This is a genomic window from Mesorhizobium sp. ES1-6 (assembly GCF_020164775.1).
Taxonomy (GTDB): domain Bacteria; phylum Pseudomonadota; class Alphaproteobacteria; order Rhizobiales; family Rhizobiaceae; genus Mesorhizobium.
The window spans coordinates 110,712-134,316 of record NZ_JAIUGU010000017.1 but is presented as its reverse complement, the minus strand read 5'-3'; the positions used below and the strand labels follow the sequence as shown (position 1 = coordinate 134,316).

The following is a 23,605-nucleotide window of genomic DNA, read 5'->3' as shown; positions in this document are numbered from 1 at the left end:
GTTCGGGGGCAGGGGCGGTGGTGGTCGCGGCGGCCCAGGCGACTTCTTTCGCGCCGGGCGCATGCTGGCCGACGGCGACCTCAAGCTGATCACCCTGTCGCTGCTGGCCGAGGCGCCGCGCCATGGCTACGACATCATCAAGGCGCTGGAAGAGCGCACCAGCGGCATCTACAGCCCGAGCCCGGGCGTGGTCTACCCGACGCTGACCTTCCTGGAAGAGGCCGGCTATGCCGTCTCGTCGAGCGAAGGCAACAAGAAGGTGTTTTCGATCACCGAGGCGGGCCAGGCGCATCTGGCCGACAACCGAGACATGATCGACGGCGTGCTCGAACACCTCGAACGCTTCGGCCGCAAGATGGCCAAGGCGCGCGACTGGTTCGGCTGGAACGATGATGGCGAGGACCGTCGCGGCGGCCGGGGCGGGCGTGGCGAGCGTTCGGAAACGCGTGACGAATTCCGCGCCGTCCGCCACCGGTTGCGCGCGGCGCTCGGCGACATGGTCGATGCCCCGGCCGAAAAGCAGGCCGAGGCGATCGCTATTCTCGAAGCTGCCGCCGAAGCGCTGGAAGCGCTGACACATCGCTGAGACCCGGCAAGAGCGGGGTTCCTCGCCCCACTTTGCGCCAGGGGAGGTCAAGCATGTTTGATCGGCGTGAGGCTTGATTGCCAAGGTGGTTCCCCCAATCCGTCGCTGCTTTGCAGCGCCACCTTTTCCCCCCCCGGAGGGAAAGGAAGGGAGCCTTACTGGATAAGCGTCGATCACAAAAAAACCTGGCGCCTTCCTCTCCCCCGTCGATCGGGGGAGAGGTGGCTCGGCGAAGCCGAGACGGAGTGGGGGTCGATCAGCTCAGCACGCGCCAGGCTGCCGCGCGCGGCAAAAAAGCCCGGGGAGACCCGGGCTTTTCCCGTCAGGCCATGCCGGCATCATTCCTTGCCGACATATTCGCTGATCAGCTTTTCGTTGCGCGCCTTTTCGATCTTGGCGGTGGTTTCGGCCGAGATGCGCTCGTCGGTGCGATATTTGACCAGGTTCACCAGGCTGCCGGTGAGCAGCAGGATGCCCATGCCCCAGTAGCCCTTGGTCGACAGGTCGACCGGCGCCAGCCACAGCGACAGGCCGAGCATGAAATAGGCGGCGCCAACCGAGATGGTGTTGAACATGATGTAGGTCTGATTGCCGTTCATTGTCGTGTTCCCTCGATTGGATCGAAGCTGGATTTGATAAGGTTGTGGTCAGGTCCAAAAATCTTCAGTTGATGGTCTTCAGGCGTTCCAGCACGTCCCTGGCGCGCACCTTCACCGCCGGGCCGTGTCCGGCGTCGGCAAGGCGGTCGCGGATCGCATCGTGACGCAGCTCGCCGTCGATCTCGTCGAGAATGCCGGCCTCCTCGAACGGGTCGCTGGCGCCCTTGATGCGGGCCAGAAGCTCCTCGGCGTCGTTGAGGCTCGCCGAGTGGCCGATCGACCTGACGAGACGTGACTGCGCCATGCGCTCGGCATCGATGGCGCGGGCCGAGATCATGCCCTGGTTGAGGTCGATAATGCGGCGGTGCGCCCGCTCCACCGAAACGCGCATCCGCAGGGTTTTCTCGCCGAGGCTTTGCACCGTGGCGCGGCGAACCTCGCGCTCATTTTCGAGTTCGGCGATGGCCGCCGACCCGCTTTCGGCAAGTCCGCCATTGCCGGCGGCCAGCGCGCTGATGGTGCGGGTTTCGAGATCGGCGTGGCGGCGGTCGAGCTGGTCGAGACCGGCCTGCTCGGCACGCTGGCGCACGATTAGCGAAGCAAGTGTCTGCTTGGCGGCGGCAAGTCCCGCCTCGGCGTCGCGGATACGCTGGGCCAGAAGGTCGATGGCGAAGCGATCCTTGAGGCCGTCCTCGGCCCGTGCGCTGGCGCCGTCGAGCAATGTCCTGATCAAGCTAAGCATGCTTTTTCTCCCTTCGAATTCCCGTGAACGATGTTCACGAAGCAACATATCAGTAAATGAACATTGTTCAAGGATTTTTTGAACGCTGTTCACGATATCCTGGATATGGTAGACGAAGGGCGTCGGGTCGGAGCGGCAGGCCATTCGCAAGGCATATCCAGAAGGAAAAGCATGGCACTGGACAGGGAAGAGACGGGCGAGCGTGTGCTGGCCATCGCGGAAGCGTTGCTCAACGAAGGCGGCATGGACAATCTGAAGGCCAGGACCATCGCCGAGCAGGCGGGCATCTCCGTCGGCTCGGTCTACAATCTGTTTTCCGATCTCGACGGTGTGCACCGCGCCGTCAACATGCGGCTGCTCGACCGGCTGGGCGTCGCGGGGGCGGCGGCGATGGCCGATCTTGGCCGGCGCGGCATCACCGATTTGCGCCAACGCCTGCTGGCACTGGCCGGCGCCTATGTGCGCTTCGTCGAGGCCCATCCCGGCAGCTGGCCGGCGCTGCTTGCCTTCAACAGGCGGCGTCCGGTGCTGACCGAGCCCGATGTCTATGAGGCGCGGCTCGACCAGCTGTTCGAGATCATCGCCAGCGTCCTTGCCGATGGCGGCTTCGATCTGGACGAGGACACGCGCCGGATCGCGGCGCGAACCCTCTGGTCAAGCGTACACGGCATCGTCACCAGCGGCTATGCGGCCAGGTCCGTGCGCCGGCAGGGGGACGAGATCGACCAGCAAATCGCGCTCCTGGTCTCCGTCTTCATCAGGGGGCTGGAACGCGGCGGCACATTCGCGCATGCTGGGAAAACAACGTCGTGAATCGCGTGGGAAGGCGATCACAGGCGACAAGGAGATTTGAGCGATGTCTTTTCTGAAACGTCTTTTCGGCGGCGGTGGCGGCGAAGCGGCCGAGCCTGCACGTGCCGCGCCCGCCAAGCAGGTCGAGCACAAGGGCTTCACGATCAGCGCCACGCCCTACAAGACCGACGGCCAGTATCAGACCTGCGGCATCGTCTCCAAGGAGGTCGACGGCGTGGTGAAGGAGCACAAATTCATCCGCGCCGACCGTTTCGCCGGGCTGGACGACGCCGTCGACATTTCGATCAAGAAAGGCATCCAGCTCGTCGACGAGCAGGGCGAGCGGATTTTCGGGCGGATTTTCGGGTAGGGCTGCCGCTCCCCGCGAGCGCGGAAGTCTCGAGCACTCCGCTTGAAGCGCTCGAGATCCCTGGCCGCCGTGAGGCGAGTCTTACCCGCGCTTTTGGATGACGGCGTAGAGCACGTTGCGGTTTTCGCCGAAAAACACCTGGGCATCGACGGTGTTGCGGTCGACGCTGGCGTTGACGATGTTCCACATGTCTACTTCGGACCGCAGCAGCAGCACCCAGTCCATGAAGGTCTCGCGATATCCCGCGTCGGGATTGCCTTCGGCGTAGTTCGCAAACAGGAACGTCCCGTTCGGCTTCAACATCTGCAGGCAGGTTTTCGTGAGTTTCACGGCGACGTTGTGCTGAAGGTAGTCGTAAAGGCCGGAGGCGTAGATGAGGTCGAACTTGCCAAGCTTGTGGCCCCGCGTGAGAACGGTTCGCACCGAGCCGTCGACGGCTTCGACCGCCGTGCCCCGGAAGTCGCGCGCGATCAGCCCGACGCTCTGGGGATCCTGATCGAGCGCAACCCAACGCTTGAGGCGGCGTTCCGCCAACGCGGCCGAACGGTTGGCTTCGCGCAGATGGCCGGCCGCGATCGCCAGCACCTCGGTTTGCGGGCCATTCCTGTCCGCGGCCTCATCGACGTAACGGGTCAAAAGATCGCGCCGTTCCCGGGCCGCGACGCAGGACGGCACGTCCTGGGTGTAGCGATAGAGGGCCTTGCCGAGCTCCGAGGCATTTGCCACGCTCTCGGCCACGTGCGGGTCGCAATAGATGTAGTCGAGCAGCTCCGCGTCGCCGGAATAACCCCTGGGCTTGGTGAAGGACCACCGCGTAAGCGGGTCTTCCAGAAAGTACTGCATGATCGGGTGGCCCTGCGCCACCGGTATCAAGGCCTGCCAGACGTCCGGATGAAGCCTGCCATGCAACGCTTCGAGAAACGACATCAGCCGACGAATGATCTCGGCGGGGGCTTTTCCCTGTTCGATTTGCTGGTGTGTCGTGTGGAGAACGAGCGCAAGCTCGACGCGAGCGGTTTCGAACGCTTCGCCATGATGCTCGGGCTTTCCCCGACGCAGCCCCCCCGCGATCGTCTCGGCGGTAATCAGACTCTGGCCATCGAAGATGGTTTGCACACCGGAACTCCATAGTTAACAGTCAGTTAACTTATTGCCTAGAATGCCCGTTTTGCCAACGTCGGCCCGGGGGCATTTTATCGGTATGATTAATTTCCCGGTAACCATCTTGGATCGTTGGGCTTTTCCCGGCGCGAATTCCGGGTTCGAGTTAACGGAAACTTGTTTCGAGCGACTGCATGGTCAGGGCAGCGTCGCGATCCCTGTCGCGTCCCAAGGGAGTCAGCCCGCGTGGGGGCAGAGGCGAGAAATGAGGTCCGCATACAGGATCCCCGGCAAACGGGGTTTGTCCTCATGAACGAACGCGTGTCATCCGGATCGGCTGATATCGCGCGTGTGGAACCGTTCGAACAACGTCACGAACCGGGGCCCGACGAGCTTCGCAGCCTCTTCCAGAAGGAAGTTCAGGCGGTGCGGAGAAAGGAAGCCAGGCCAGGGCTTTGGATCGCCGTCGCCATCTATCTCCTGTTTTCGGCAACGGATCTGCTGCTGATCCCCGACGTGGCGGTCTATACGATCACGGCGCGCTTCGTGGTTGGGGTGACCGCACTCCTGACCCTGGAAGCACAGCTGCGCCGGGGAGCGGCCACGGGCTGGCTCGACGTGACCTGCGCCGCCGCGATCATCTTCGGCTATATCGGCTGGTTGTGTCCGGCCATGGGCGGCGCGGACCGGGAAAGCGTCGCATACTATATGGTTTTCGGCACCATTTTCATGATGAGTGCCAATCTGTTTTTTACCTTCAGCTTCAGGGTTTCCATCGTCACCTCGACGATAATTTTGTGCATCTTGTATGTCGTCAACTACTTTGTGCCCGCATCGCTGACGTACAAGATGGTGTTTGGCACCTTCTACGTCTCGTGCTTCACGTTCACGTCCTATGTGAACTGGAAGCTGAACGAAGAGCGCTACAACGTCTTCCTCAACGCGCTGGAGGCCAAGATCCAGCACAATGAGGCCACCGAGCGTGGCCGGGCCCTGCTCAGACTGTCGCGGACGGATCCGCTGACAGGTCTGGAGAACCGGCGGGCGATCGACGAGAAGCTGCGCGACTACTGGAGCGATTGGCAAAAGCTTGGCAACGGTTTCGCGGCGATCCTCATCGATGTCGACTTCTTCAAGAAGTTCAACGACTGCTATGGCCATCAGGAGGGCGACCGCTGCCTTATCCAGGTCGCCAATGCGCTCAGCGAGATGATCAAGCAGTATGATGGGTCCATCGGCCGCTATGGCGGCGAGGAATTCATCGTGCTCGCGCGCATCGACAAGAAAGACCAGGTCGCGGATCTCGCCGAGGCCGTTTGCCGCACGGTCGAGAGCCTGGCCATCGCGCACGAGCTGCGGCGCGATGGCATTTCGATCGTGACGGCAAGCGTGGGCGCGGCATTCACCAGGAAGCAGACCGCCGCCAAGCTGGAAAAGATCATCCACGAAGCCGATCGGGCGCTCTATCTGGCGAAAGCCAGCGGTCGAAACTGTGCGCGGCTGTTCGATCCGACCGATCCCCAGAGCAGCGACGAGAGCGAGAACCTCGCGGCTTTGCTGAAGATCGCGATCGGCCAGAACCTGGTTTCGCTCGTCTATCAACCCATCCAGGACGTCGCGTCGGGCAAGTTCGAGGCCGTGGAGGCGCTGATGCGTCTGAAAATGCTGGACGGCACCCTGGTTCCGCCGAGCCTGTTCATTCCCGTCGCGGAACGGACCGGCGCCATCCTCGAGCTCGGGCGTTGGGCGATAAGGACCGTGTGCGCCGAGCTCCTGGCGCGGGATCACGTGCGCGTCGTCAGCGTCAACGTCTCGCCGATCCAGCTCAAGACGCCCGGCTTCGCGACATCGGTCGCGACCATTCTGGGAGAGACCGGGGTGACCGGCAACAGGCTGGCCTTCGAGATCACCGAAGGCCTGGAGATGGAGATGCACTCCGACATCCTGCGCTGCATCAGCGATCTGAAGCTGCTCGGGATCAGGATCTGGCTCGATGATTTCGGGACGGGCTTCGCCGGCCTTTCATGGCTTCGTCTCATCGATTTCGATACCGTCAAGATCGACCGCTCGTTTCTCCATGACTGCGGCACTCCCAAGGGCATGGCAATGCTGCAGGACATCATCGCGCTGGTCAGGAATCGCGGTCACAAAATCCTTGTCGAAGGGGTGGAGACCGAAGAGCAGATGGCCCTCATGCGCCAATTCGGCATCGACAAGGTCCAGGGCTTTCATGTCGGCCGCCCGGCTCCGGCCGCTAGCTTCCAGGGCAAGCGGGCCATTCAAAAACGGCCCTTCACGGTCCTCAAGTCGGCGTGACGGCGGCGGTGGCTTGACCGGCCATCCGACTGCCAGGCCCCGTTTGCCGTCTACGCCGCCTGCAACGCCCTGCGCGGCAGGGGCGGGAAGGCGATGGCTATGCCCGCCGCCCCCAGGCCGATGAGCGCCGAGCCAATGAACAGCCAATGGTAGCTGGCATAGGCGTCGAAGATCATGCCGCCGGCGAGCGGCCCCAGCGCCATGCCGAGGCTGGAGAGCATTGTGGCGGCGCCGAACACGGTGCCGAGGATGCGCTGGCCGAAATATTCGCGCGCCAGCACGGCGTAGAGCGGCATGACGCCGCCATAGGTGGCGCCGAAGACGATGGCCAGCATATAGAACTGGTCGAGCTGGCTGATCGAGAGATAGGCGGCAATGACGATCGCCTGGATCGCCAGCCCGGTGATCAGCACCGGCTTGACGCCGAGCCGATCGGCCAGCACGCCGTAGAGCAGCCTGCCGCCAAGGCCGGCCAGGCCCTCGACGCTGTAGATCGAGACAGCGGCCATCGGGGCGACGCCGCACAGCATGGCGTAGCTGACCATGTGGAAGATCGGGCCGGAATGGGCCGCGCAGCAGGCGAAGAAGGTCAGCCCCAGCACGATGAATTGCGGCGAGCGCAGCGCCTGGCCGACCGTGAGGCCGTCGCCTTCGGCCACGCGCGCCGCGGCGGCATCGGCGGCGGCGGGTTTCGGCGGCTGGCGCACCAGAAGGACGGCCGGCAGCAGGAGCACCCAGGCCAGGAGGCCGATGTCGAACATGGCGGTGCGCCATTCATAGGTGGAGATCAGCCAGCGGGCCAGGGGCGAGATCGTCATCGGCGCCACGCCCATGCCGGCCGAGACCAGCGATACGGCCAGTCCGCGATTGGTGTCGAACCAGCCTGAGGTCATCGCGATCATCGGCGCGAAGAAGGCGCTGGCGGCGAGTCCGACGAGCACGCCATAGGTGATCTGGAAGCTGAGAAGCGAGTCGGCGCGGCTCGCCAGCACCAGCGCCAGCCCGAGCAGTACGGCACCAATGGTGACCACGATGCGGGCGCCGAACCGGTCGGACAGGGCGCCCCAGGCGAAGCCGCCAAGGCCCATCACCAGGAAGTTGAGCGTCATGGCGCTCGAAATGCCGGCGCGCGACCACTGCGTGTCGAGCGCCATCGGTTCGAGGAAGATCGCCAGCGAAAACATCGTGCCGATGGCGACGCAGGACATCAGCGCGCCAGCCGCGACGATGACCCAACGGTAGGAATGGTTCATGGTTTTCTCCCAGGAGCAGGATCGATCATTCGACGCCGCCCGGCAATTCCGGTTGCGTCCGAAGGACGTCCGGGGCGCGCTCGAATCGACATTCCAGATCGATTTTTTTCTGGGTCCAGCGAAGTGTATGCGCCGACGCCTAGAGGTGCTGGCGCATGAAGGCTCCGATCATGTCGACAGCCTGACGCGCGGCCTGCAATTGGGCAAGGTTGGAGGGAAAGACATGGGTCATGCCTTCCCAGATGTGCAGTGCCGCCTCGCCGCCGGCGCTCGACGCCGCTTCGACCACGCGGCGTGAATCGTCGAGCAGGATTTCGTCATCGCCGACATGGATCAGCAACGGCGGCAGCCCGCCTAGATGCTGGTAGAGTGGCGAGGCGCGTGGATCGATGGGATCGGCGCCCTTGAGATAGAGGTCGGCCGCCTTTTTCAGCTCGTCGCGTCTTACAAGCGGATCGGCGGCCGCCCTCGTCAGCATCGAGCCGCCGGCGAGAGCGAGATCGGTCCAAGGCGACATCAACGCCGCACAGCGCGGCATGACGCCGGTGCCTTGCCTGGCCTTGGCCGCGACAAGCGCCAGCAGCGACAGCGCGAGGCCGCCGCCGGCCGAGTCGCCGGCAAGCGCGATCGCTTCATGACCGAGGTCGCAAAGTCCGGTGAATACACTTTGCGCATCGTCGATGGCGGCCGGAAAAGCATGCTCGGGCGCCAGCCGGTAGTCGGGAATGAAGGCCGGCGCGCCGGCGCGTTGCACGATCTGGCTGACGAAATTGCGGTGACCGATGGCGGAACCCAGAACATAGGCGCCGCCATGAAGGTAGAGGATGGCCGCACGCGCCGCGTCGGCCTTTGGCCGGCACCACACGCCCGCTACCGCCCCGACCGTACCTGTCTCGAAGCTGATGCCGTCGGCGACGGGCGTCTGTTGCATCAGCTCTTCGAAGGCCGGCCGTGACGCCGGCGCAAATTCCAGTGCCGGCAGCGTCGCCAGCATGTAGCGCATCGCCTGCATGACGGCACGGTCGCGTTCGTCCTCGGGGTGGAACTCGATGCTCATGACGATCCGTTCGGATTATGGTTTGAGGAGCTCGGTATGGAATTCCGGCGCCAGTGCCGCCGCCTTGCCGAGGAAGGCGCCGAATTCCGCCGGGCTGAGTTCCGGAGCAGGGGCGGTGCGGCTGCCGACCGGCGTGCCGACCCTGGCAAAGAACGCCTCTTGTCCCGCCGGCGCGCACAGGCACAGCATGCGCACATCCGCGCCCGAGACATTCCTGAAGGAATGCGGCGCGTTGGCGGGGATGTTCACCGTCATGCCTGCCTTGGCCACGCTTTTTTGGCCACGGAAGGTGAATTCGATCTCGCCCTCCAGGAGATGAAACGTCTCCTCGAAATCGTGCCGATGGGGACCGGGGCCGCCGCCATCGGGAACCTTCATATCGATGAGGCAGAAGCGCCCAGCCGTCTGCGCGCCGGAAAGCAGGACCGTGTAGGTGTCGCCCACCACAGCCAGATGCTGGAGCGACGGATCGTCGGGATCGACAATCGACAGCTGGCGGTTGGGATCGTCGGCGGGAATTGTCAATTCAGGCATGTCTGATCTCCACGGTCGGCGAGGCTCCCCAGCCTTCTGTCAGTGGTAGCGGCTGGCTGGCGCCAAGGCAGCAAAAAGCTCGTTCGACCGGCTGGACTCACTGTCCCGCGGATGGAACAGTCGCCGGCATGATCGATCTCAACGACCTGCGTGTCTTCGAGAAAGTGGCGGCGACCAGCAGCTTCTCGGCCGCCGGCCGCGCGCTCGGCCTGCCGAAGTCGACGGTCAGCCGCGACATTGCCCGGCTTGAGCAGCAACTGGGTGTGCGGCTGTTCCAGCGCTCCACCCGCGCGGTGATCCTGACCGCCGCCGGGGAAGCGCTGCGGACGCGTTGCGTCGACCTGATGTCGCGGATCGAAGAGACGGTGACCTATGTCGAGAGCCTGGCCGGCGAGCCACGCGGTGTGCTGCGGATCAGTGCTGGCATCGGCTTCGGCATCAATGTCCTGTCACGGCATCTGCCGGCGTTCCTTGCCCGCTTTCCCCATGTCGACGTGGCGCTCGACCTGACGAGCCGCGACCTCGACCTTGTCGCCGAGCGCGTAGACGTGGCGATCCGCATGGGGCCTTTGCCCGATTCGGCGCTGGTGGCGACACGCCTGGGCAGTGTGCGTCGCTGCCTCGCCGCCGCGCCGGATTATCTCGCCCGCCAAGGCACACCGCTGATGCCGGCCGATCTGTCCACGCATGAGTGCATCGAAATGCCCCGTGGCGACGGCCGGACGCGAAGATGGCATTTCCACCGAGCGGGCGAGATGGCCTCCGTCGATGTGCGCAACCGCGTCAGCGTCAATGAGGCGCTGACCATCCACCAGCTTGTCCGCAATGGCGCGGGTCTCGGCGTGCTGTCCACCTATCTGTGCGTCGGCGATTTCGCCGAAGGGCGTCTCGTCCCGCTGCTCACCGATTGGGACATCGCGCCCGTCGAGGTCAATTTGCTCTTTCCGAGCAAGCGCGAGCTGTCGCAGACCGTGCGCAGCTTCGTGGATTTCATGCGCGAGGTTTCGGTTCCCAACGAGCATTGGCAAGGTGGCATCGTCGGAACGGATTGATGCCCTGCCTGAGTCAATTGGGCAGACGACGACCACGCCGCGACTCGGATCTGCGCAGCGGGACTTGTCGAGGCGCTCACGCACGAACGTGGCACTGCGGAAGACGGTCTACCTGTTTATTTCTTTTTGATCTGACGTTTTGTGGTGATGGCGGCGGCTGGCGCTTCTGGTTTCTCCAGAGATGGTGCGGGCGCTACAGCCGGGGCATTGTCGGGGGCCGACGGCGTGCTGGCGCCTAGTCTGACCGACATGCCTGATATCTTCCATTGCCGGTCGACAGGGGCGAAGGCAAATTCGAAGTTCAGCTGCATGGCGGCTGACGGGAAAAAACCCGCCATGTGCAACATGCCGTTGGCTTCGATCTGCGGCGTTAACGTCAGCTGCGGCTCGAGCACCGCGACACCGCTGAGGTCGACCTCCTCGTTGCGCAGCTTTGCGAAGGCCTCAGCCAGGCGGGCTGGGTTGTTCGTTTTAAACTCCGGAGCACCAAGCTCGCGCAGCACCGCATAGTCTCCGGTCTTGTTGGCATGGTCCAGCGCCAGCAATGTGGATCGGATCAGTATCAGGACGCCGTTGTGATCGATGTTGGCCGGCTTTGGACCCTCGGATGCCTTCGGGGCAGATCGGTCGTCCTTTTTCGCCTGAGAATATGCCGGTGTCGTTTGGATGCAAAACAGGGCCAGAAGCAGTGCTGTCAGCCGGGCAAATTCGCGCATTCCAAACCCTCCCGGCAACGCTGCCGGCCGCTTCGACACCATTCGCCGAAAAGTAGCCAGGTGCTAGAACTCGCCCGCCAAGCCGACGCGGAAACCGTGGCTGCTGCCGCCGCCATAGGCATAGCCAGCGGTGAGCGCGAAAGGCTCGTTGAAATCGAAGCGATGAGCAAATGAGCCGCCGAACGCCGTTTCCCCTTTGAAATAGCCGACATTGCCGGCCCAGCTCGTGCGTCCCGGAGCGGAGGGCATTGGCGCCGTCGTCATAGCGATCGCCGCCGCGATGCCCTGCCGAGCCTCGGTCCGGTTCTCTGAAATCTGGTTGCCCAGATCGGCAAAACCACTTTCCAGGGCGCCGACCCGTCCGTCCAGGACGGCAATGTCGGTTGTATTTGTCGTTACACGGGTATCGAGGGATGCCAGCATGGTGTCGTGGCCATCGAGCCGTGTGTCCTGCTCGGTATTCTTGGTTTCCGTCTGCGTGATCCGCGTCTCGTGATCGGTGAGTGTCGCATCCTGCTCGGTGTTCTTTGTCTCGACGCTGTCGAGCCGGCCATCCTGCTCGGTATTCTTGGCTTCGACGGCGTCAAGCCTTCCGTCCTGCTCTACGTTCTTTGCCGAAGCATCGCCCACGACACCGTCCACATAGTCCTTGTTGGCTGCATCCGTCCCCGCGGTCGGGGTGCCAACATTTTTTACAACATTGCCGCCCATGTCGACCGCCCCACCGAATGTGGCGGCTCCTGTCGCGGCGTCGAAGTTAATCTGGCTGCCGCTCGGGCCTATAGTGATTCCTGGCGCGGGGACAAAATAGTCGTCCGAGTTACTACAATCGTCGTTGATCGTTGTGCCGATCACGCCGGCAAAGCTGCAGATCGTGTTTTCGGGATCGCCGGCGTCGCCGCCGAAAACGACCTGTGCCGAAGCAGGTGCCGTCCAGAAAATTGCGGTCATAAAAAACAACACCAAAACCGGCAACGAACCGAGAGAACTTACATATTCGTTATGTCTTTGAGTATTCGTCATAAGCCAACCCCCGCTATCAAGCTTTATTCCCCGCCAAAGCCTGTTCGCGCCGAAGAAAGCTGTCAACTACAATCTCATTAAATTCGGCGGGTTCGCATAAAATTGCACTTTAAACTAAGGCTACATGTGGCCACTGTTGCAGGGAGGCAACAAATACGCATACCGTCAAATGACGACTGTCCGGGGCGCAGATCATTCCATTTCAGACCAATCCACAGGAGGTGGACGTGAATCAAAAAAGCCCGGAGGTTCGTGCCAACGGGCGCCCGCGCAAAAGTAGGCAGCCGATCCTTATCGTCCGATCCCGCCGTGCCAACACGCCCCAGGTGCCCTGGGCGTCGAGATGGCAGTAGAGCCTGTGCTAGTCGCGACTGTGGTCGCCGTCGTCCACCATTAAGTTTGGCTGTTGTGGAGCGGCGCCAGAGCCAATTCGTCAGACCGTCATTGCGCGACTCTGATGGTCTCTCCGAGTCTCGATGATCAGATCGGCAGTTCCGACGTGTACTTGATCGTCTGGCTCGGCACGTCGGTCTTGACGTTCTGGACGCCCTTGATGCGGCTCAGATGCTCCGACTGGAAGCGGCGGTAGTCGTCGATGCCGGCGGCCACCACGCGCACCATGGCGTCGCAGTCGCCGAGCATGAGATAGCATTCCATCACCTGCGGCAGCTTGGCGACCTCGCTGGCGAAATGCTCGATCGTGTCCTCGTCCTGCGCCTTCAGCCAGATGCGGGTGAAGAAGGTGAGGCCCTTGCCGATGCTGGCCGGATTGATCACGGCGACGTAGCGGTCGATGATGCCGGCTTCCTCGAGAAGCTTGACGCGCCGCAGGCAAGGCGAGGGCGACAGCCCTACCTGAGTGGCAAGATCATTGTTGGCCATGCGGCCGTCACGCTGCAATGCCCGCAGGATACGCTTGTCGATCTCGTCCAGTCTCACGGCGTCAGATTCCATTCTTTTGAGTATTATCGGCAGTGAATGCCGAAATTTGATGGAACACAACAATTTTCGCAACCAAATTGCGGAGAGCTGATTGTAATCTGGCCGCCGATATCACGAATTCCAGACGCAAACCGGAAGGGGCGGCCGCAAAGCCGCCGGTGGAGGAGTATGAGCATTTCACAGGCAGTCGGGGCAGCCGGCAGCGATTCGGGATCGGAGTTCCGCCGTGGCGTGGCGTCCTGCGTGCCGGTCCTGCTCGGCACCATTCCCTACGCGCTGGTGCTTGGCGCCCAGGCCACGCAGAAAGGGCTGAGCGCGGTCGAGTTGCCCATGATGACGGGGCTGAATTTCGCCGGCGGTTCGGAATTCGCGGCGATCCAGCTGTGGACGTCGCCACCGCATATCCTGCTCATCGTCACCATCACCCTCCTGGTCAACAGCCGTCATTTGCTGATGGGCGCAGCACTGGCGCCGTTCCTGCGCGAGCTGCCGCGGCGCAAGGTCTTCACGGCGCTGTTCTTCATGTGCGACGAAAGCTGGGCGCTGGGCCTGGCCGACGCCAAGCAGCGTGCCGCCGCGGGGGTCAAGCCGGCCTTCAGCCGGCGTTACTATATGGGCGCGGCATTGGCGATGTACCTTGCCTGGGTGGCCTTCACGACGCTCGGCGCCTTGCTCGGCCCGATGCTGGGCGATGTCGAGATCTACGGTTTCGACATGGCGTTTCCGGCTGTCTTCCTGGTGCTGATGCGCGGCATGTGGAAAGGCGCGGCGGCGGCGCGGCCGTGGCTGGTCAGCCTGGTAGTGGCCGCGCTTGTCTATCTCTTCGTTCCCGGCGCCTGGTATGTGGCGGCCGGCGCGGTGTCGGGGCTGCTTGCCGCGTGGTTGATGGCAGGTGATGCATGATCGACGCGGCAACCCTTGTCACCATCGTGCTGATGGCCGGCGTCACCTATCTCACGCGGATCGGCGGCTATGTCGTGCTGCGCAATCGCGTGCTGAGCGCGCGTGCGACCGCGGTGATGGAGGCGGCACCCGGTTGCGTGCTGATCTCCGTCATCGCGCCGGCCTTCGTGTCGCGCAATCCTGCTGATCTTCTGGCGCTGGCCATCACGCTGGCGGTGGCAACGCGCCTGTCCATGCTGCCGACCGTGCTGATCGGCGTGGCCGCGACGGGGGTTCTCAGGCATCTGATCGGCTGAAATGAAAAAGGCAGGCGCGAAGGCCTGCCTATCGAGTTCGGAGGATCGGGAGCCTTACGCGGCGGCGGCGGCCTGCTGGCTGGCTACCACGGCATCGACCTTGGCCGTTGCCTTGGCGAGCGCGGCATCCACCGCGTCAGGGCCCATGGCGACGCCCTCGATGCGGATGACCTCGACATCGGTCATGCCGAGGAAGCCGAGCACGCCGCGCAGATAGGGAATGGCGTGGTCGAACTGTACGGCCGCACCTTCCGAATAGACGCCGCCCGAAGCCAGCACGACATAGACCTTCTTGCCGGTGACGAGGCCCTTGGGGCCGTTCTCGCCATAGGCAAAGCTCTTGCCGGAGCGGGAGATGTGGTCGACCCAGGACTTCAGCGTCGAGGAGATGTTGAAGTTGATGAAGCCGGTGGCCAGGATCACCGTGTCGGCGGCGAAGAGCTCATCGAGCACGGCATCCGAAACGCCGACCACTTCGGCCTGGCGCGGGGTGCGGGATTCGGCGGGCGTATAGATGCCGGTCGCGTAGTCGGTATCGATGTGCGGCAGCGGGTTGGCGACGAGGTCGCGCACGACCAGCGTGTTCGACGGGTCGGCGGCGAGAAGCTTCTGGGCAAATTCGGTGGCGATGCGGGTCGAATGCGAGGCAGCGCCGCGCGGGCTCGATGTAACGAGAAGAATGGACATAGCGGGTCTCTCCAGTGGAATGAATTGTCCCGTCGCATATGGGGCTATCGACCCATCCGGTAAACCGTTATATTTTCTATATCACCCATCTACCAAGTGGATATGATGATGCAGCCCAATCCGACGCTCGACCAACTCCAGATCCTAGTCGCCGTTGCCGACACCGGCAGTTTCTCGGCCGCCGGCCGCAAGCTCAACCGGGCCCAATCCGTGATCAGTTACGGCATCGCCAATCTCGAGGCGCAACTGGGGCTCAAGCTCTTCGAGCGCGAGGGCACGCGCGAGCCGCAGCTGACCGAGATCGGCCGGGCCATGCTGGAAGACGCGCGGCGCATGGTGGGCGTGCTGCAGCGCATCCGCTCGCGCGCCGACGGCCACCATCACGGGCTGGAGGCCGAGGTGGCGCTTTCGGTCGACGTGGCGTTGCCTTCCCCGGTGCTGGTGCGGGTGCTGAAGGCGTTCGAGGCGCAATTCCCGACCGTGATGCTGCGCCTGCATATCGGCACGCTCGGCCTCATTCCCGATCTTGTCGTCAATGGACAAGCCGATCTCGGCATAGGCGGCCTTTTGGGCGAGGTGGACGTGCATCTCGTGCGCATCGGCTTCATGTCGCTGGTGCCGGCGGCGGCGCCCAACCATCCGCTGGCCCTGCTACCGAGGCCGGTGGCGCTCGAGCATGTGCGCGAACACACCCAGCTTGTCGTCACCGACCAGTCCGAGCGCACCAAGGGACGCGATTACGGCGTCTTCGCCTACCGCACCTGGCGCCTGACCGACATGCGCACCAAGCACATCCTCATGCGCGAGGGGTTGGGCTGGGGCGGACTGCCGCGCTGGCTGATCGCCGACGACCTGGCGACTGGCCGCCTGGTGGAGCTTGATCTCGAGCCCTACAAGGAAGTGAGCTCGCCCTTGTTTGCCATGCACCGCAACGATCGCAGCCCGAAGCCGGCCGCCGCCTGGCTGATCGACCGCTTCAAGCGTGGGCTCGGCTGCTTCAACGAGTTCGAGCCAGGCGAGGTGCCCGAGGAGGAACTGGAGGTTCCCAACGCGCCGGCGCCTTTAGAGCGGTTCAGCGTTTGATAGAATCGCCGACCCGCTCTAACTCTTTCTTTTTCACGCAATTCCGGACGGAAAACCGTTACACACTTTTCCTGGAATTGCTCTAGCTCGACGCGCGCAATGCAGGGCTGGGCCGCGAACGCTGAGTTGGCGCCCAATCCGAGCTGCCGGCGGATTGCCGCCGTACCGCCTATTCGGCAGCCATTGCGGTTCGCGGCTCCGGTTCCTCCGCCGGGGCTTCATCGACAGCATCCGCAGCCGGCTTGATCCGGAACCACGCGACATAGAGCGCTGGAAGGAACAGCAGGATCAGCACCGTGCCGGCCGCCGTGCCGCCGATTAGCGTATAGGCCATCGAACCCCAGAAGACGGAGTGCGTGAGGGGGATGAAGGCCAGCACGGCGGCAAGTGCGGTCAGGATCACGGGCCTCGTGCGCTGCACGGTGGCCTCGATGACGGCGTTATAGTCGTCAAGACCGGCGGCACGGTTCTCCTTGATCTGTTCGGTCAGGATCAGCGTGTTGCGCATCAGGATGCCGGCCAGTCCTATCAGGCCCAGAATGGCGTTGAATCCGAAGGGCTGGTTGAAGGCGAGCAACATCGGCACCACGCCGACAAGACCCAGCGGTGCCGTCAGCATGACCATCGCCATCGTCGAGAAGGATCGCACCTGCAGCATGATCACGATAAGCATGGCGGCGATCATGAGGGGGAAGACCTTACCCAGCGCGGTGTTGGCCTTTTCAGCCTCCTCGATCGATCCACCCAATTCGATGCGATAGCCGGCCGGAAGGGACGCGATCAGCGGCTGCAGAGCCGTCATGATCTGCTTGGAAACCTCCGGAGGCTGGGTCGCCTCATTGATGTCCGAGCGGATCGTGATGACCGGCGTGCGATCGCGCCGCTTCAGGATCGGCTCCTCCAGGCGGATTTCCGAGTGGCCGATCTGGTCCAGCGGGATCTGGCGCCCGTCACGGCTCATCAGGGAAAAATCCGCCAGGCGTGTCGGGTCCAGCCGCTCCGCGCCGGCGCTGCGGGCCACGATCGGGACATTGCGGATGTCTTCGCGGACCTGCGTGACGGGGATGCCGGTGAGGAGGAACTGGAGCTGCTGGGCCACCTCCGCCGGCGACAGGCCAATGAGGTTCAGCCGATCCTGATCCGGAATGAAGCGCAGTACGGGCGTGCGGTTGCCCCAATCGCGGTTGGCCTGCCGCACGTCCGGGACGCCCCGCATGACGTCGAGGGCTTTTTCGGAGATGGCGTATAATTGCTCGGGATCAGGTCCCATGACCCGAAACTCGACCGGGAACGGCGTGTAAGGTCCGAACACGAGTTGCGTGACGCGGATGTTCGCTTCGGGGGCAAGCCCTGTCGCGACCGCTTCACGCAGCCGGTGCTTCAAAGCCTCGCGCGTCTCCGCGTCCGCGGTCAGCACGACGATCTTGGCGAAGGCGGGATCCGGCAGTTCCGGCGCCATGGCGAAGAAGAAGCGCGAGGCGCCCTGACCGATGTAGCTCGTGACGATCTTGGCCTCCGGCTGCTCGCCAAGCCAGTGTTCCAGCTTTTCGACCGTGGCGGTCGTCGTCCCGATGCTGGTGCCTTCCGGCAGGCGGACCTCGACCAGCACTTCGGGACGGTCGGATGTCGGGAAGAACTGTTGCTTGAGACCGCCCATGCCGACAACCGAAAGCGCGAAGACGATGCCGACGGCAGCACAGGTCACGAACTTGTGGCGCACGGCAAAGGTGATGAGCCGGCGAAGGCGCCGGTAGTTCGGCGTGTCGTATATGGCGTGGACGCCGCCTTCGACCGGTTTGATCGCGGGCAGCATCTTGACGCCCATATACGGGGTGAAGAAAACAGCGACGACCCAGGAGACGATGAGGGCGAACCCCACGACCCAGAAGATGTTGCCGGCATATTCGCCGGCCGTCGAGTGCGCGAAGCCCACCGGCAGGAACCCGGCGATCGTCACCAGCGTGCCCGACAGCATCGGCGCCGCGGTATGGCTCCACGCATAGGCCGCCGCCTTGATGCGGTCCATGCCCTCTTCCATCTTCACCACCATCACCTCGATGGCGATGATCGCGTCGTCGACGAGAAGGCCAAGCGCCAGGATGAGGGCGCCGAGCGTGATGCGGTCGAAGAACCGGCCGGTTTCCAGCATGATGAGGAAGACGACCGCAAGCGTCAGGGGAACGGCGGCCGCCACGACGATGCCGACGCGCCAACCCATGCTGATCAGGGCGATCAGCAGCACCACGCCGAGCGCCATCGCGAATTTGAGCATGAACTCGTTGACCGACGAGCCGATGTTGACCGCCTGGTCGCTGACCTTGGCCAGCGTCATTCCGAGCGGCAGCGTCTGTGCGATGGAAGCGGACTTCTCCTCCAGCGCCTTGCCGAGTTCAAGACCATTCCAGCCCTCCTGCATCACCGCCGCGAGCATGATGGTCGGCTCGCCCTGGTGACGGATGACGTAGGTGGCGGGATCTTCGTAGCCGCGCTTGATATCGGCGATGTCGGAGAGCCTCAACGTCCTGCCCGCAGCGACGATCGGCGTGTCGGCGATCGTTTGGATACTGTCATAGGCCCCGTTGACCCGGATGAAGACCTGCGGCCCCTGCGTATCGATCGAGCCCGCCGGTGTGACGGTGTTCTGACGCTGCAAGGCGGCAATGATGTCCTGTGCCGACACGCCGAGGGTGGCGAGCTTGGCATAGGAAAACTCGACGAATATCTGCTCGGGGCGTTCGCCGAGGATGTTGATCTTCTTGACGCCAGGCACGTGCAGAAGATCCTGGCGAATGGTCTCGGCCTGCCTGGCGAGCTCGCGCATGGGCATGCCCTTCGCCTTGAGGGCGTAAAGGGCGAAGCTGACATCGGAGTATTCGTCATTGACGAAGGGACCGAACACGCCGGGGGGCAGGTTGCGGGCTTCGTCGCCGAGCTTTTTGCGGGCTTGGTAGAACTCCTCCTGCACACTGGATGGCGGTGTGCTGTCCTTCAGCGTGACCGTCAGATAGGCATAGCCTGGCCGTGTCGTCGTCTCGACACGATCGTACCAGGTCAGCTCCTGAAGCCGCTTCTCCAACGGCTCGGCGACGAGATCCTGCATCTCACGCGCCGTCGCGCCCGGCCATGCCGTCGTGACCGTCAGGGTCTTGATGGTGAAGTTGGGATCCTCCGCCCGCCCAAGCATGAGGAAGGCGTAGGCGCCGGCGGCAACCAGCAGAATGATGAAGAACAGGGTGACGGCTCGCTCGCGAACGGCGATCGCTGAAAGGTTGAGGTTCACCGTCAGTTGCTCCCGTTTTCAGAGGCAGCCCTGACGCGAGCGCCCTCCCGCAGGAGATGGGCGCCGAGCGAAACGATCGACTGACCGGAGTTCAGCCCGGAGACCACGGCGGTTTCGCTGGTCAAACGAACAAGCTTGACGGGCTGAAAGTGTACGGTCGAGGTTGCGCCCTCCAAGGTCCAAACGCCGGTCTTCTGGCCATCATCCAGCACGGCCCCCAGCGGCACCTGCACTTCCGGCTCACTCGCCGGGCTTGCAAGGCGAATGGTCACCGTCGCGCCAAGCGGTGCGGCCGCGGCCTCGCCGTCGAGCACGTAACGGGCCTCATAGGTGCGGGTCTGGGGGTCGGCGGCGTCCGACAGCTGCCGCAGATGCGCCGCATAATGCCGCCCGTCGCCTCCATACAAGCCGGCTTCGGCCACCGAGCCGATCGCCGGCCGGATCGTTTCAGGAAGCGCGACCACCGCTTCGCGGGGGCCGGCGTTCGCGATCCGAACCACGGTCTGTCCCGCGGCGACAACCTGTCCCGGCTCGCCAAGCGTTTCGACGACCGTTCCATCGGCGTTCGCGTTTAGGACGGAATAGGCCGCCTCGTTCTCCGCGACCTTCGCATCCGCTTCCGCGGCGGCGAGCTGTGCCGTCGCGGTATCAAGGGCCGCCTTCGCCTGTTCGTAGCGCTGCGGAGTTGCCGCCAACTCCTTCTTGACCAGAACGGCATAGCGCTTTTCGTCGGCACTGGTCTGAACCAAGACAGCGCGGGCGGCGGCAACGGCGTTGCGTTTCGCGGTGAGCGCAAGGGCCAGATCGGTGTCGTCGATCCGCAGCAGCGGTTGGCCAGCCTTGACCTGCTCGCCGACATTCACAAGCCGCTCGATGATCTTGCCGGGGACGCGAAAGCCAAGGTTGCTCTGCACCCGCGCGGCGATCGTGCCTGTGAAGCCGCGGTCGGATCCGGGCACCTCAGCTGCCGTAACCAATCGCACGACCGGTGGTTCCTGCCTGGGGTCGCCAGCGGCGGAGGCTAGCTGCGTGCGAATGGAAAGTGTGACGAACGCCGTCACCCCCAAGCCGACGACCAGGATGCTCCCCAGCCCAACAACCAGTCTCTTTTTCATGCCCATCGCCTCGTGTCAAAATAGATTGCGTTCGCACTCTATATCTGATATAGATTATGAACGCAATCCAAAAAAAGGAGATGACGATGCGGGTAAGTCGCAGTCAGGCGGAGCAAAACCGCCAAACCGTGATCGATGTGGCAAGCCGGCTTTTTCGAGAGCACGGCTTCGATGGCATTGGACTGAAGGATCTGATGAAGGGCGCCGGGCTGACCCAAGGGGCCTTCTACAAGCAATTTGCGTCCAAGGAGGATCTGGCCGCACAGGCGTCGCGGCGAGCGCTGGAGCACGCTTCCCACCGATGGACGGCCGCGGCCGAGACCAATCCCGATGACCCGCTCGCCGCGGTGGTGGCGTTCTATCTTAGTGCCGGACATCGCGAAGAGAAGTTGGACGGCTGTCCGGTTGTGGCGCTCGGCTCGGATGCGGCCAGGCAGGGCAACGACGTGAAAGCGTCATTCGAAGCCGGGATCAGGGAATATCTCGAGCTACTCGGCAGTTGGGTTGGCGGCGCCCAGGGCGAGCAAGACACCGGCAAGGCCAAGGCCATTCTCTCGACCATGGTCGGTGCGGTCGTCCTCTCGCGGGCCGTCAATGACCGCCATCTCGCCCAGGCCTTTCTGGATGCCGCGACCGAACAGGTTCGCGAAGCTGTCGCTGCTTGATAGGAGAACAGATGCGACGGATTGTTGTTACAGGCATGGGCGCGGTCACGCCCCTTGCCGCGGATGTTGAAACGTCATGGGCGCGTCTCCTGGCGGGTCGCTCGGGCATAAGGAGGCTTGCCGATGACGCGGTGGCGGACCTGCCGGCGAAGATCGGCGGAACGGTTCCCTCCCTGGGGGACGACCCCGAGGCCGGTTTCGATCCCGATACCGTCCTGGCTCCGAAGGAACAGCGCAGGGCGGACCGCTTCATTCTCTTCGCTCTGGCTGCGGCGGAACAGGCGCTGGCCCAGGCGAGATGGAAGCCGGTCTCGGACGATGACAGGGTCCGCACCGCGACGATCATCGCTTCGGGAATCGGAGGATTTCCAGCAATAACCGACGCCGTGCGAACCGTCGACCAGCGCGGTGTCCGGCGTCTCTCACCCTTCACCGTGCCGTCGTTCCTGGTGAACATGGCGGCGGGACAGGTTTCGATCCGACACGGCTTCAAGGGTCCCCTCGGCGCTCCGGTGACGGCGTGCGCGGCCGGCATTCAGGCGATCGGCGACGCGGCGCGCCTCATCCGCGCCAATGAGGCCGACATCGCGGTCTGCGGCGGCACCGAAGCCTGCATCAATACCGTCAGTCTCGGCGGTTTCGCGGCGGCACGCTCGCTGTCGACCTCGTTCAATCACCGTCCCGACGAGGCCTCCCGTCCGTTCGACATGTTGCGTGATGGCTTCGTCATGGGCGAAGGCGCCGGAATCCTCGTCGTCGAGGCCTTGAGCCACGCACTTGCGCGCGGCGCCAAACCGCTGGCCGAGCTCGTCGGCTATGGCACGACGGCGGATGCCTATCACATCACGTCCGGTCCCGAGGATGGCGACGGTGCGCGCAGAGCCATGGAAATCGCGATCGCCCAGGCCGGCATTTCGGCACGGGAGGTCCGCCACCTCAATGCGCACGCGACCTCCACGCCGGTCGGCGATGCGGGAGAGATCGCGGCGATCAAAAAGGTTTTCGGCTCGGATTTCGGCATAGCTGTCAGCGCAACGAAGGCGGCGACCGGGCACCTGCTCGGAGCCGCCGGCGGGCTTGGAGCCATCTTCACGATCCAGGCGCTGAGGGATCAGGTCGCGCCGCCGACGCTCAACCTCAGTGCTCCCGATCCGGCCGGCGACGGGATCGACTTTGTCACGAACCACGCACGGCCGATTGAAATGGACTACGCGATTGCCAATGGCTTCGGCTTTGGCGGGGTCAACGCCAGCGCGTTGTTCCAGCGTTGGACGGAGAAGTCGGCCCGCGCGACCACCGGAGGCGGCCGGTGATCGAGGCCTTGCCCTCAACGGTGCTGTGGTCCCAATCCGCCAGGTTCCTGTGGCGAAACGCAATCCAGAACAAGAAAGAAGCGATTTTCATGAACAAGACCAATCCTGGTGTCGCCCTGGTGACCGGGGCATCCTCCGGCATCGGGCAGGCAACCGCCAAAGCCCTGCTCGACGCGGGTTTTCGCGTCTTTGGAACCAGCCGTCGCGCGACAGGCAAAAAAACCGACGGTGTCACCATGCTGGCCTGCGACGTGACCGATGACGCGTCCGTGGCGAAGCTGGTCGATGATGTGCTGGCTCAGGCCGGGCGTATCGACCTGCTTGTCAACAATGCCGGCATGGGTCTGTTTGGTGGTGCGGAGGAGTCCTCGACCGCCCAGGCTCAGGCGCTGTTCGACGTGAACGTCTTCGGCGTTCTGCGCGTGACCAACGCGGTGTTGCCGGCCATGCGGCGCCAGGGAAAGGGCAGGATCGTCAATTTGAGTTCGGTGCAGGGGTTCATCCCGGCACCCTATTTCGCGCTCTACGCGTCGACCAAACATGCCGTCGAGGGCTACTCCGAATCGCTCGACCACGAACTGCGCCCATTCGGCATTCGCGTTGCCCTGGTCGAGCCCGCTTATACCCGCACCTCATTCGAGGAAAATCTCGCCGCCCCCGACCGGCTGCTCGATATCTATGACGGGGCGCGCGCTGGCATGACCCTGAGCGTGCGAAAATCGATGGAAAAAGGCGATGCCCCCGAAGTGGTGGCGGCGACGGTCCTGAAAGCAGCCACCGATCCCGCCCCGAAGAGGCGCTACGCGGCGGGAAAAGTGGCGCGCCAAGTCAGTCTCCTGCGCCGTTTCGTCCCCGCATCCGCATTCGACACGAGCCTGCGAAAGCAGCTCGGGCTGCCGGTCTGAGACGGGCAGGCGCCAGCGGCTGGTGCCCGGAAATCACTAGATCACCGTCACCCCGGAAACCACGATCTGCGCCGTGCGGGCGGTCAATTTCCCGCGCTTGCGTAATGTCGGTTTTTCATAGGTCTTCTTCATGTGTCCGTCCCGATATGGACCCGCACGGGGTGGGCGAGCCCAGACATAACGACATCGCACGGGTTCGGGTTGCGTCGCGCGGCGGTTTTCGTCCTCACCGCGATGCTTGCCCTCGATTGGAAGGAGGCAGGCGGCCGTTGGCT

Annotated in this window: 24 protein-coding genes; 11 read left to right on the top strand and 13 right to left on the bottom strand. The window is 63.6% G+C overall.

The window, feature by feature from the left end; translation table 11 throughout:
* On the top strand, nucleotides 1–586 hold a 586-nt coding region (locus LB564_RS29470; RefSeq protein ID WP_224542601.1), incomplete at its 5' end, for a PadR family transcriptional regulator.
* Nucleotides 587–924: 338 nt separating this feature from the next.
* On the opposite strand, the gene LB564_RS29465 is transcribed toward LB564_RS29470, so the two are convergent.
* Together LB564_RS29465 and LB564_RS29460 are read right to left on the bottom strand one after the other, a co-directional pair.
* The gene (locus tag LB564_RS29465; RefSeq protein ID WP_135898198.1) at nucleotides 925–1,185 is read right to left on the bottom strand and encodes a YiaA/YiaB family inner membrane protein; all 261 of its coding nucleotides are present in this window, start codon (nucleotides 1,183–1,185) and stop codon (nucleotides 925–927) included.
* A 64-nt stretch (nucleotides 1,186–1,249) separates the two neighbouring features.
* Nucleotides 1,250–1,927 (bottom strand): PspA/IM30 family protein, encoded by a 678-nt coding sequence (locus LB564_RS29460; RefSeq protein ID WP_224542600.1) that lies wholly within the window; start codon nucleotides 1,925–1,927, stop codon nucleotides 1,250–1,252.
* Nucleotides 1,928–2,098: 171 nt separating this feature from the next.
* Between LB564_RS29460 and LB564_RS29455 the strand changes: the two genes are divergently transcribed.
* A complete protein-coding gene (locus LB564_RS29455; RefSeq protein ID WP_224542599.1) occupies nucleotides 2,099–2,740 on the top strand; it encodes a TetR/AcrR family transcriptional regulator in 642 nt (213 codons plus the stop codon).
* Between the two features lie 43 nt (nucleotides 2,741–2,783).
* Nucleotides 2,784–3,089, top strand: coding sequence for an HlyU family transcriptional regulator (locus tag LB564_RS29450; RefSeq protein WP_224542598.1), 306 nt, complete (start codon nucleotides 2,784–2,786; stop codon nucleotides 3,087–3,089).
* A gap of 81 nt (nucleotides 3,090–3,170) precedes the next feature.
* Here the strand turns inward: LB564_RS29450 and LB564_RS29445 are convergent, their stop codons facing one another.
* Nucleotides 3,171–4,205 carry a class I SAM-dependent methyltransferase gene (locus LB564_RS29445; protein ID WP_224542597.1) on the bottom strand — a complete coding sequence of 345 codons (1,035 nt, stop codon included), beginning with the start codon at nucleotides 4,203–4,205 and terminating at the stop codon, nucleotides 3,171–3,173.
* A 294-nt stretch (nucleotides 4,206–4,499) separates the two neighbouring features.
* Between LB564_RS29445 and LB564_RS29440 the strand changes: the two genes are divergently transcribed.
* Nucleotides 4,500–6,506: a putative bifunctional diguanylate cyclase/phosphodiesterase gene (locus LB564_RS29440; protein WP_224542596.1), complete on the top strand. Its 2,007-nt coding sequence runs from the start codon at nucleotides 4,500–4,502 to the stop codon at nucleotides 6,504–6,506.
* Between the two features lie 50 nt (nucleotides 6,507–6,556).
* Here the strand turns inward: LB564_RS29440 and LB564_RS29435 are convergent, their stop codons facing one another.
* The 3 genes from LB564_RS29435 to LB564_RS29425 form a co-directional block, all read right to left on the bottom strand.
* The gene (locus LB564_RS29435) at nucleotides 6,557–7,759 is read right to left on the bottom strand and encodes an MFS transporter (RefSeq protein ID WP_224542595.1); all 1,203 of its coding nucleotides are present in this window, start codon (nucleotides 7,757–7,759) and stop codon (nucleotides 6,557–6,559) included.
* A 139-nt stretch (nucleotides 7,760–7,898) separates the two neighbouring features.
* A complete protein-coding gene (locus LB564_RS29430; RefSeq protein ID WP_224542594.1) occupies nucleotides 7,899–8,816 on the bottom strand; it encodes an alpha/beta hydrolase fold domain-containing protein in 918 nt (305 codons plus the stop codon).
* A gap of 15 nt (nucleotides 8,817–8,831) precedes the next feature.
* Nucleotides 8,832–9,350: a cupin domain-containing protein gene (locus tag LB564_RS29425; protein ID WP_224542593.1), complete on the bottom strand. Its 519-nt coding sequence runs from the start codon at nucleotides 9,348–9,350 to the stop codon at nucleotides 8,832–8,834.
* Nucleotides 9,351–9,478: 128 nt separating this feature from the next.
* Here LB564_RS29425 and LB564_RS29420 point away from each other — a divergent pair, with 128 nt between their 5' ends.
* Nucleotides 9,479–10,402, top strand: coding sequence for a LysR family transcriptional regulator (locus LB564_RS29420; protein WP_224542592.1), 924 nt, complete (start codon nucleotides 9,479–9,481; stop codon nucleotides 10,400–10,402).
* Nucleotides 10,403–10,518: 116 nt separating this feature from the next.
* On the opposite strand, the gene LB564_RS29415 is transcribed toward LB564_RS29420, so the two are convergent.
* The 3 genes from LB564_RS29415 to LB564_RS29405 form a co-directional block, all read right to left on the bottom strand.
* Complete coding sequence (locus tag LB564_RS29415) at nucleotides 10,519–11,118, bottom strand: hypothetical protein (protein ID WP_224542591.1); 600 nt, start codon at nucleotides 11,116–11,118, stop codon at nucleotides 10,519–10,521.
* A gap of 63 nt (nucleotides 11,119–11,181) precedes the next feature.
* Nucleotides 11,182–12,141 (bottom strand): YadA C-terminal domain-containing protein, encoded by a 960-nt coding sequence (locus LB564_RS29410; protein WP_224542590.1) that lies wholly within the window; start codon nucleotides 12,139–12,141, stop codon nucleotides 11,182–11,184.
* A 480-nt stretch (nucleotides 12,142–12,621) separates the two neighbouring features.
* Entirely contained in the window at nucleotides 12,622–13,080 is a 459-nt protein-coding gene (locus LB564_RS29405; protein WP_224542589.1) for an Lrp/AsnC family transcriptional regulator, read from the bottom strand.
* Between the two features lie 171 nt (nucleotides 13,081–13,251).
* Here LB564_RS29405 and LB564_RS29400 point away from each other — a divergent pair, with 171 nt between their 5' ends.
* Entirely contained in the window at nucleotides 13,252–13,986 is a 735-nt protein-coding gene (locus LB564_RS29400; RefSeq protein ID WP_224542588.1) for an AzlC family ABC transporter permease, read from the top strand.
* Nucleotides 13,983–14,282 carry an AzlD family protein gene (locus tag LB564_RS29395; protein ID WP_224542587.1) on the top strand — a complete coding sequence of 100 codons (300 nt, stop codon included), beginning with the start codon at nucleotides 13,983–13,985 and terminating at the stop codon, nucleotides 14,280–14,282. The genes LB564_RS29400 and LB564_RS29395 overlap by 4 nt, the downstream gene beginning before the upstream one ends.
* A 54-nt stretch (nucleotides 14,283–14,336) precedes the next feature.
* On the opposite strand, the gene LB564_RS29390 is transcribed toward LB564_RS29395, so the two are convergent.
* A complete protein-coding gene (locus LB564_RS29390; RefSeq protein ID WP_140709973.1) occupies nucleotides 14,337–14,969 on the bottom strand; it encodes an FMN-dependent NADH-azoreductase in 633 nt (210 codons plus the stop codon).
* 108 nt (nucleotides 14,970–15,077) lie between these two features.
* On the opposite strand from LB564_RS29390, the gene LB564_RS29385 reads away from it, so the two are divergent.
* On the top strand, nucleotides 15,078–16,052 hold the full coding sequence (locus LB564_RS29385; RefSeq protein ID WP_224542586.1) for a LysR family transcriptional regulator: 975 nt from the start codon (nucleotides 15,078–15,080) through the stop codon (nucleotides 16,050–16,052).
* A gap of 169 nt (nucleotides 16,053–16,221) precedes the next feature.
* On the opposite strand, the gene LB564_RS29380 is transcribed toward LB564_RS29385, so the two are convergent.
* Nucleotides 16,222–19,332 (bottom strand): efflux RND transporter permease subunit, encoded by a 3,111-nt coding sequence (locus LB564_RS29380; protein ID WP_224542585.1) that lies wholly within the window; start codon nucleotides 19,330–19,332, stop codon nucleotides 16,222–16,224.
* Nucleotides 19,333–19,334: 2 nt separating this feature from the next.
* Nucleotides 19,335–20,447 carry an efflux RND transporter periplasmic adaptor subunit gene (locus tag LB564_RS29375; protein ID WP_224542584.1) on the bottom strand — a complete coding sequence of 371 codons (1,113 nt, stop codon included), beginning with the start codon at nucleotides 20,445–20,447 and terminating at the stop codon, nucleotides 19,335–19,337.
* 86 nt (nucleotides 20,448–20,533) lie between these two features.
* Between LB564_RS29375 and LB564_RS29370 the strand changes: the two genes are divergently transcribed.
* From LB564_RS29370 to LB564_RS29360, 3 genes are all read left to right on the top strand, one after another.
* Nucleotides 20,534–21,112 carry a TetR/AcrR family transcriptional regulator gene (locus LB564_RS29370; protein WP_224542609.1) on the top strand — a complete coding sequence of 193 codons (579 nt, stop codon included), beginning with the start codon at nucleotides 20,534–20,536 and terminating at the stop codon, nucleotides 21,110–21,112.
* Between the two features lie 11 nt (nucleotides 21,113–21,123).
* Entirely contained in the window at nucleotides 21,124–22,425 is a 1,302-nt protein-coding gene (gene fabF, locus LB564_RS29365) for a beta-ketoacyl-ACP synthase II (RefSeq protein WP_224542583.1), read from the top strand.
* An 89-nt stretch (nucleotides 22,426–22,514) separates the two neighbouring features.
* Nucleotides 22,515–23,330, top strand: a complete 816-nt coding sequence (locus LB564_RS29360; RefSeq protein ID WP_224542608.1) for an oxidoreductase — start codon at nucleotides 22,515–22,517, stop codon at nucleotides 23,328–23,330.
* A gap of 36 nt (nucleotides 23,331–23,366) precedes the next feature.
* Here the strand turns inward: LB564_RS29360 and LB564_RS29355 are convergent, their stop codons facing one another.
* A complete protein-coding gene (locus LB564_RS29355) occupies nucleotides 23,367–23,462 on the bottom strand; it encodes a putative RiPP precursor (protein WP_210242293.1) in 96 nt (31 codons plus the stop codon).
* Nucleotides 23,463–23,605: the final 143 nt, after the last annotated feature.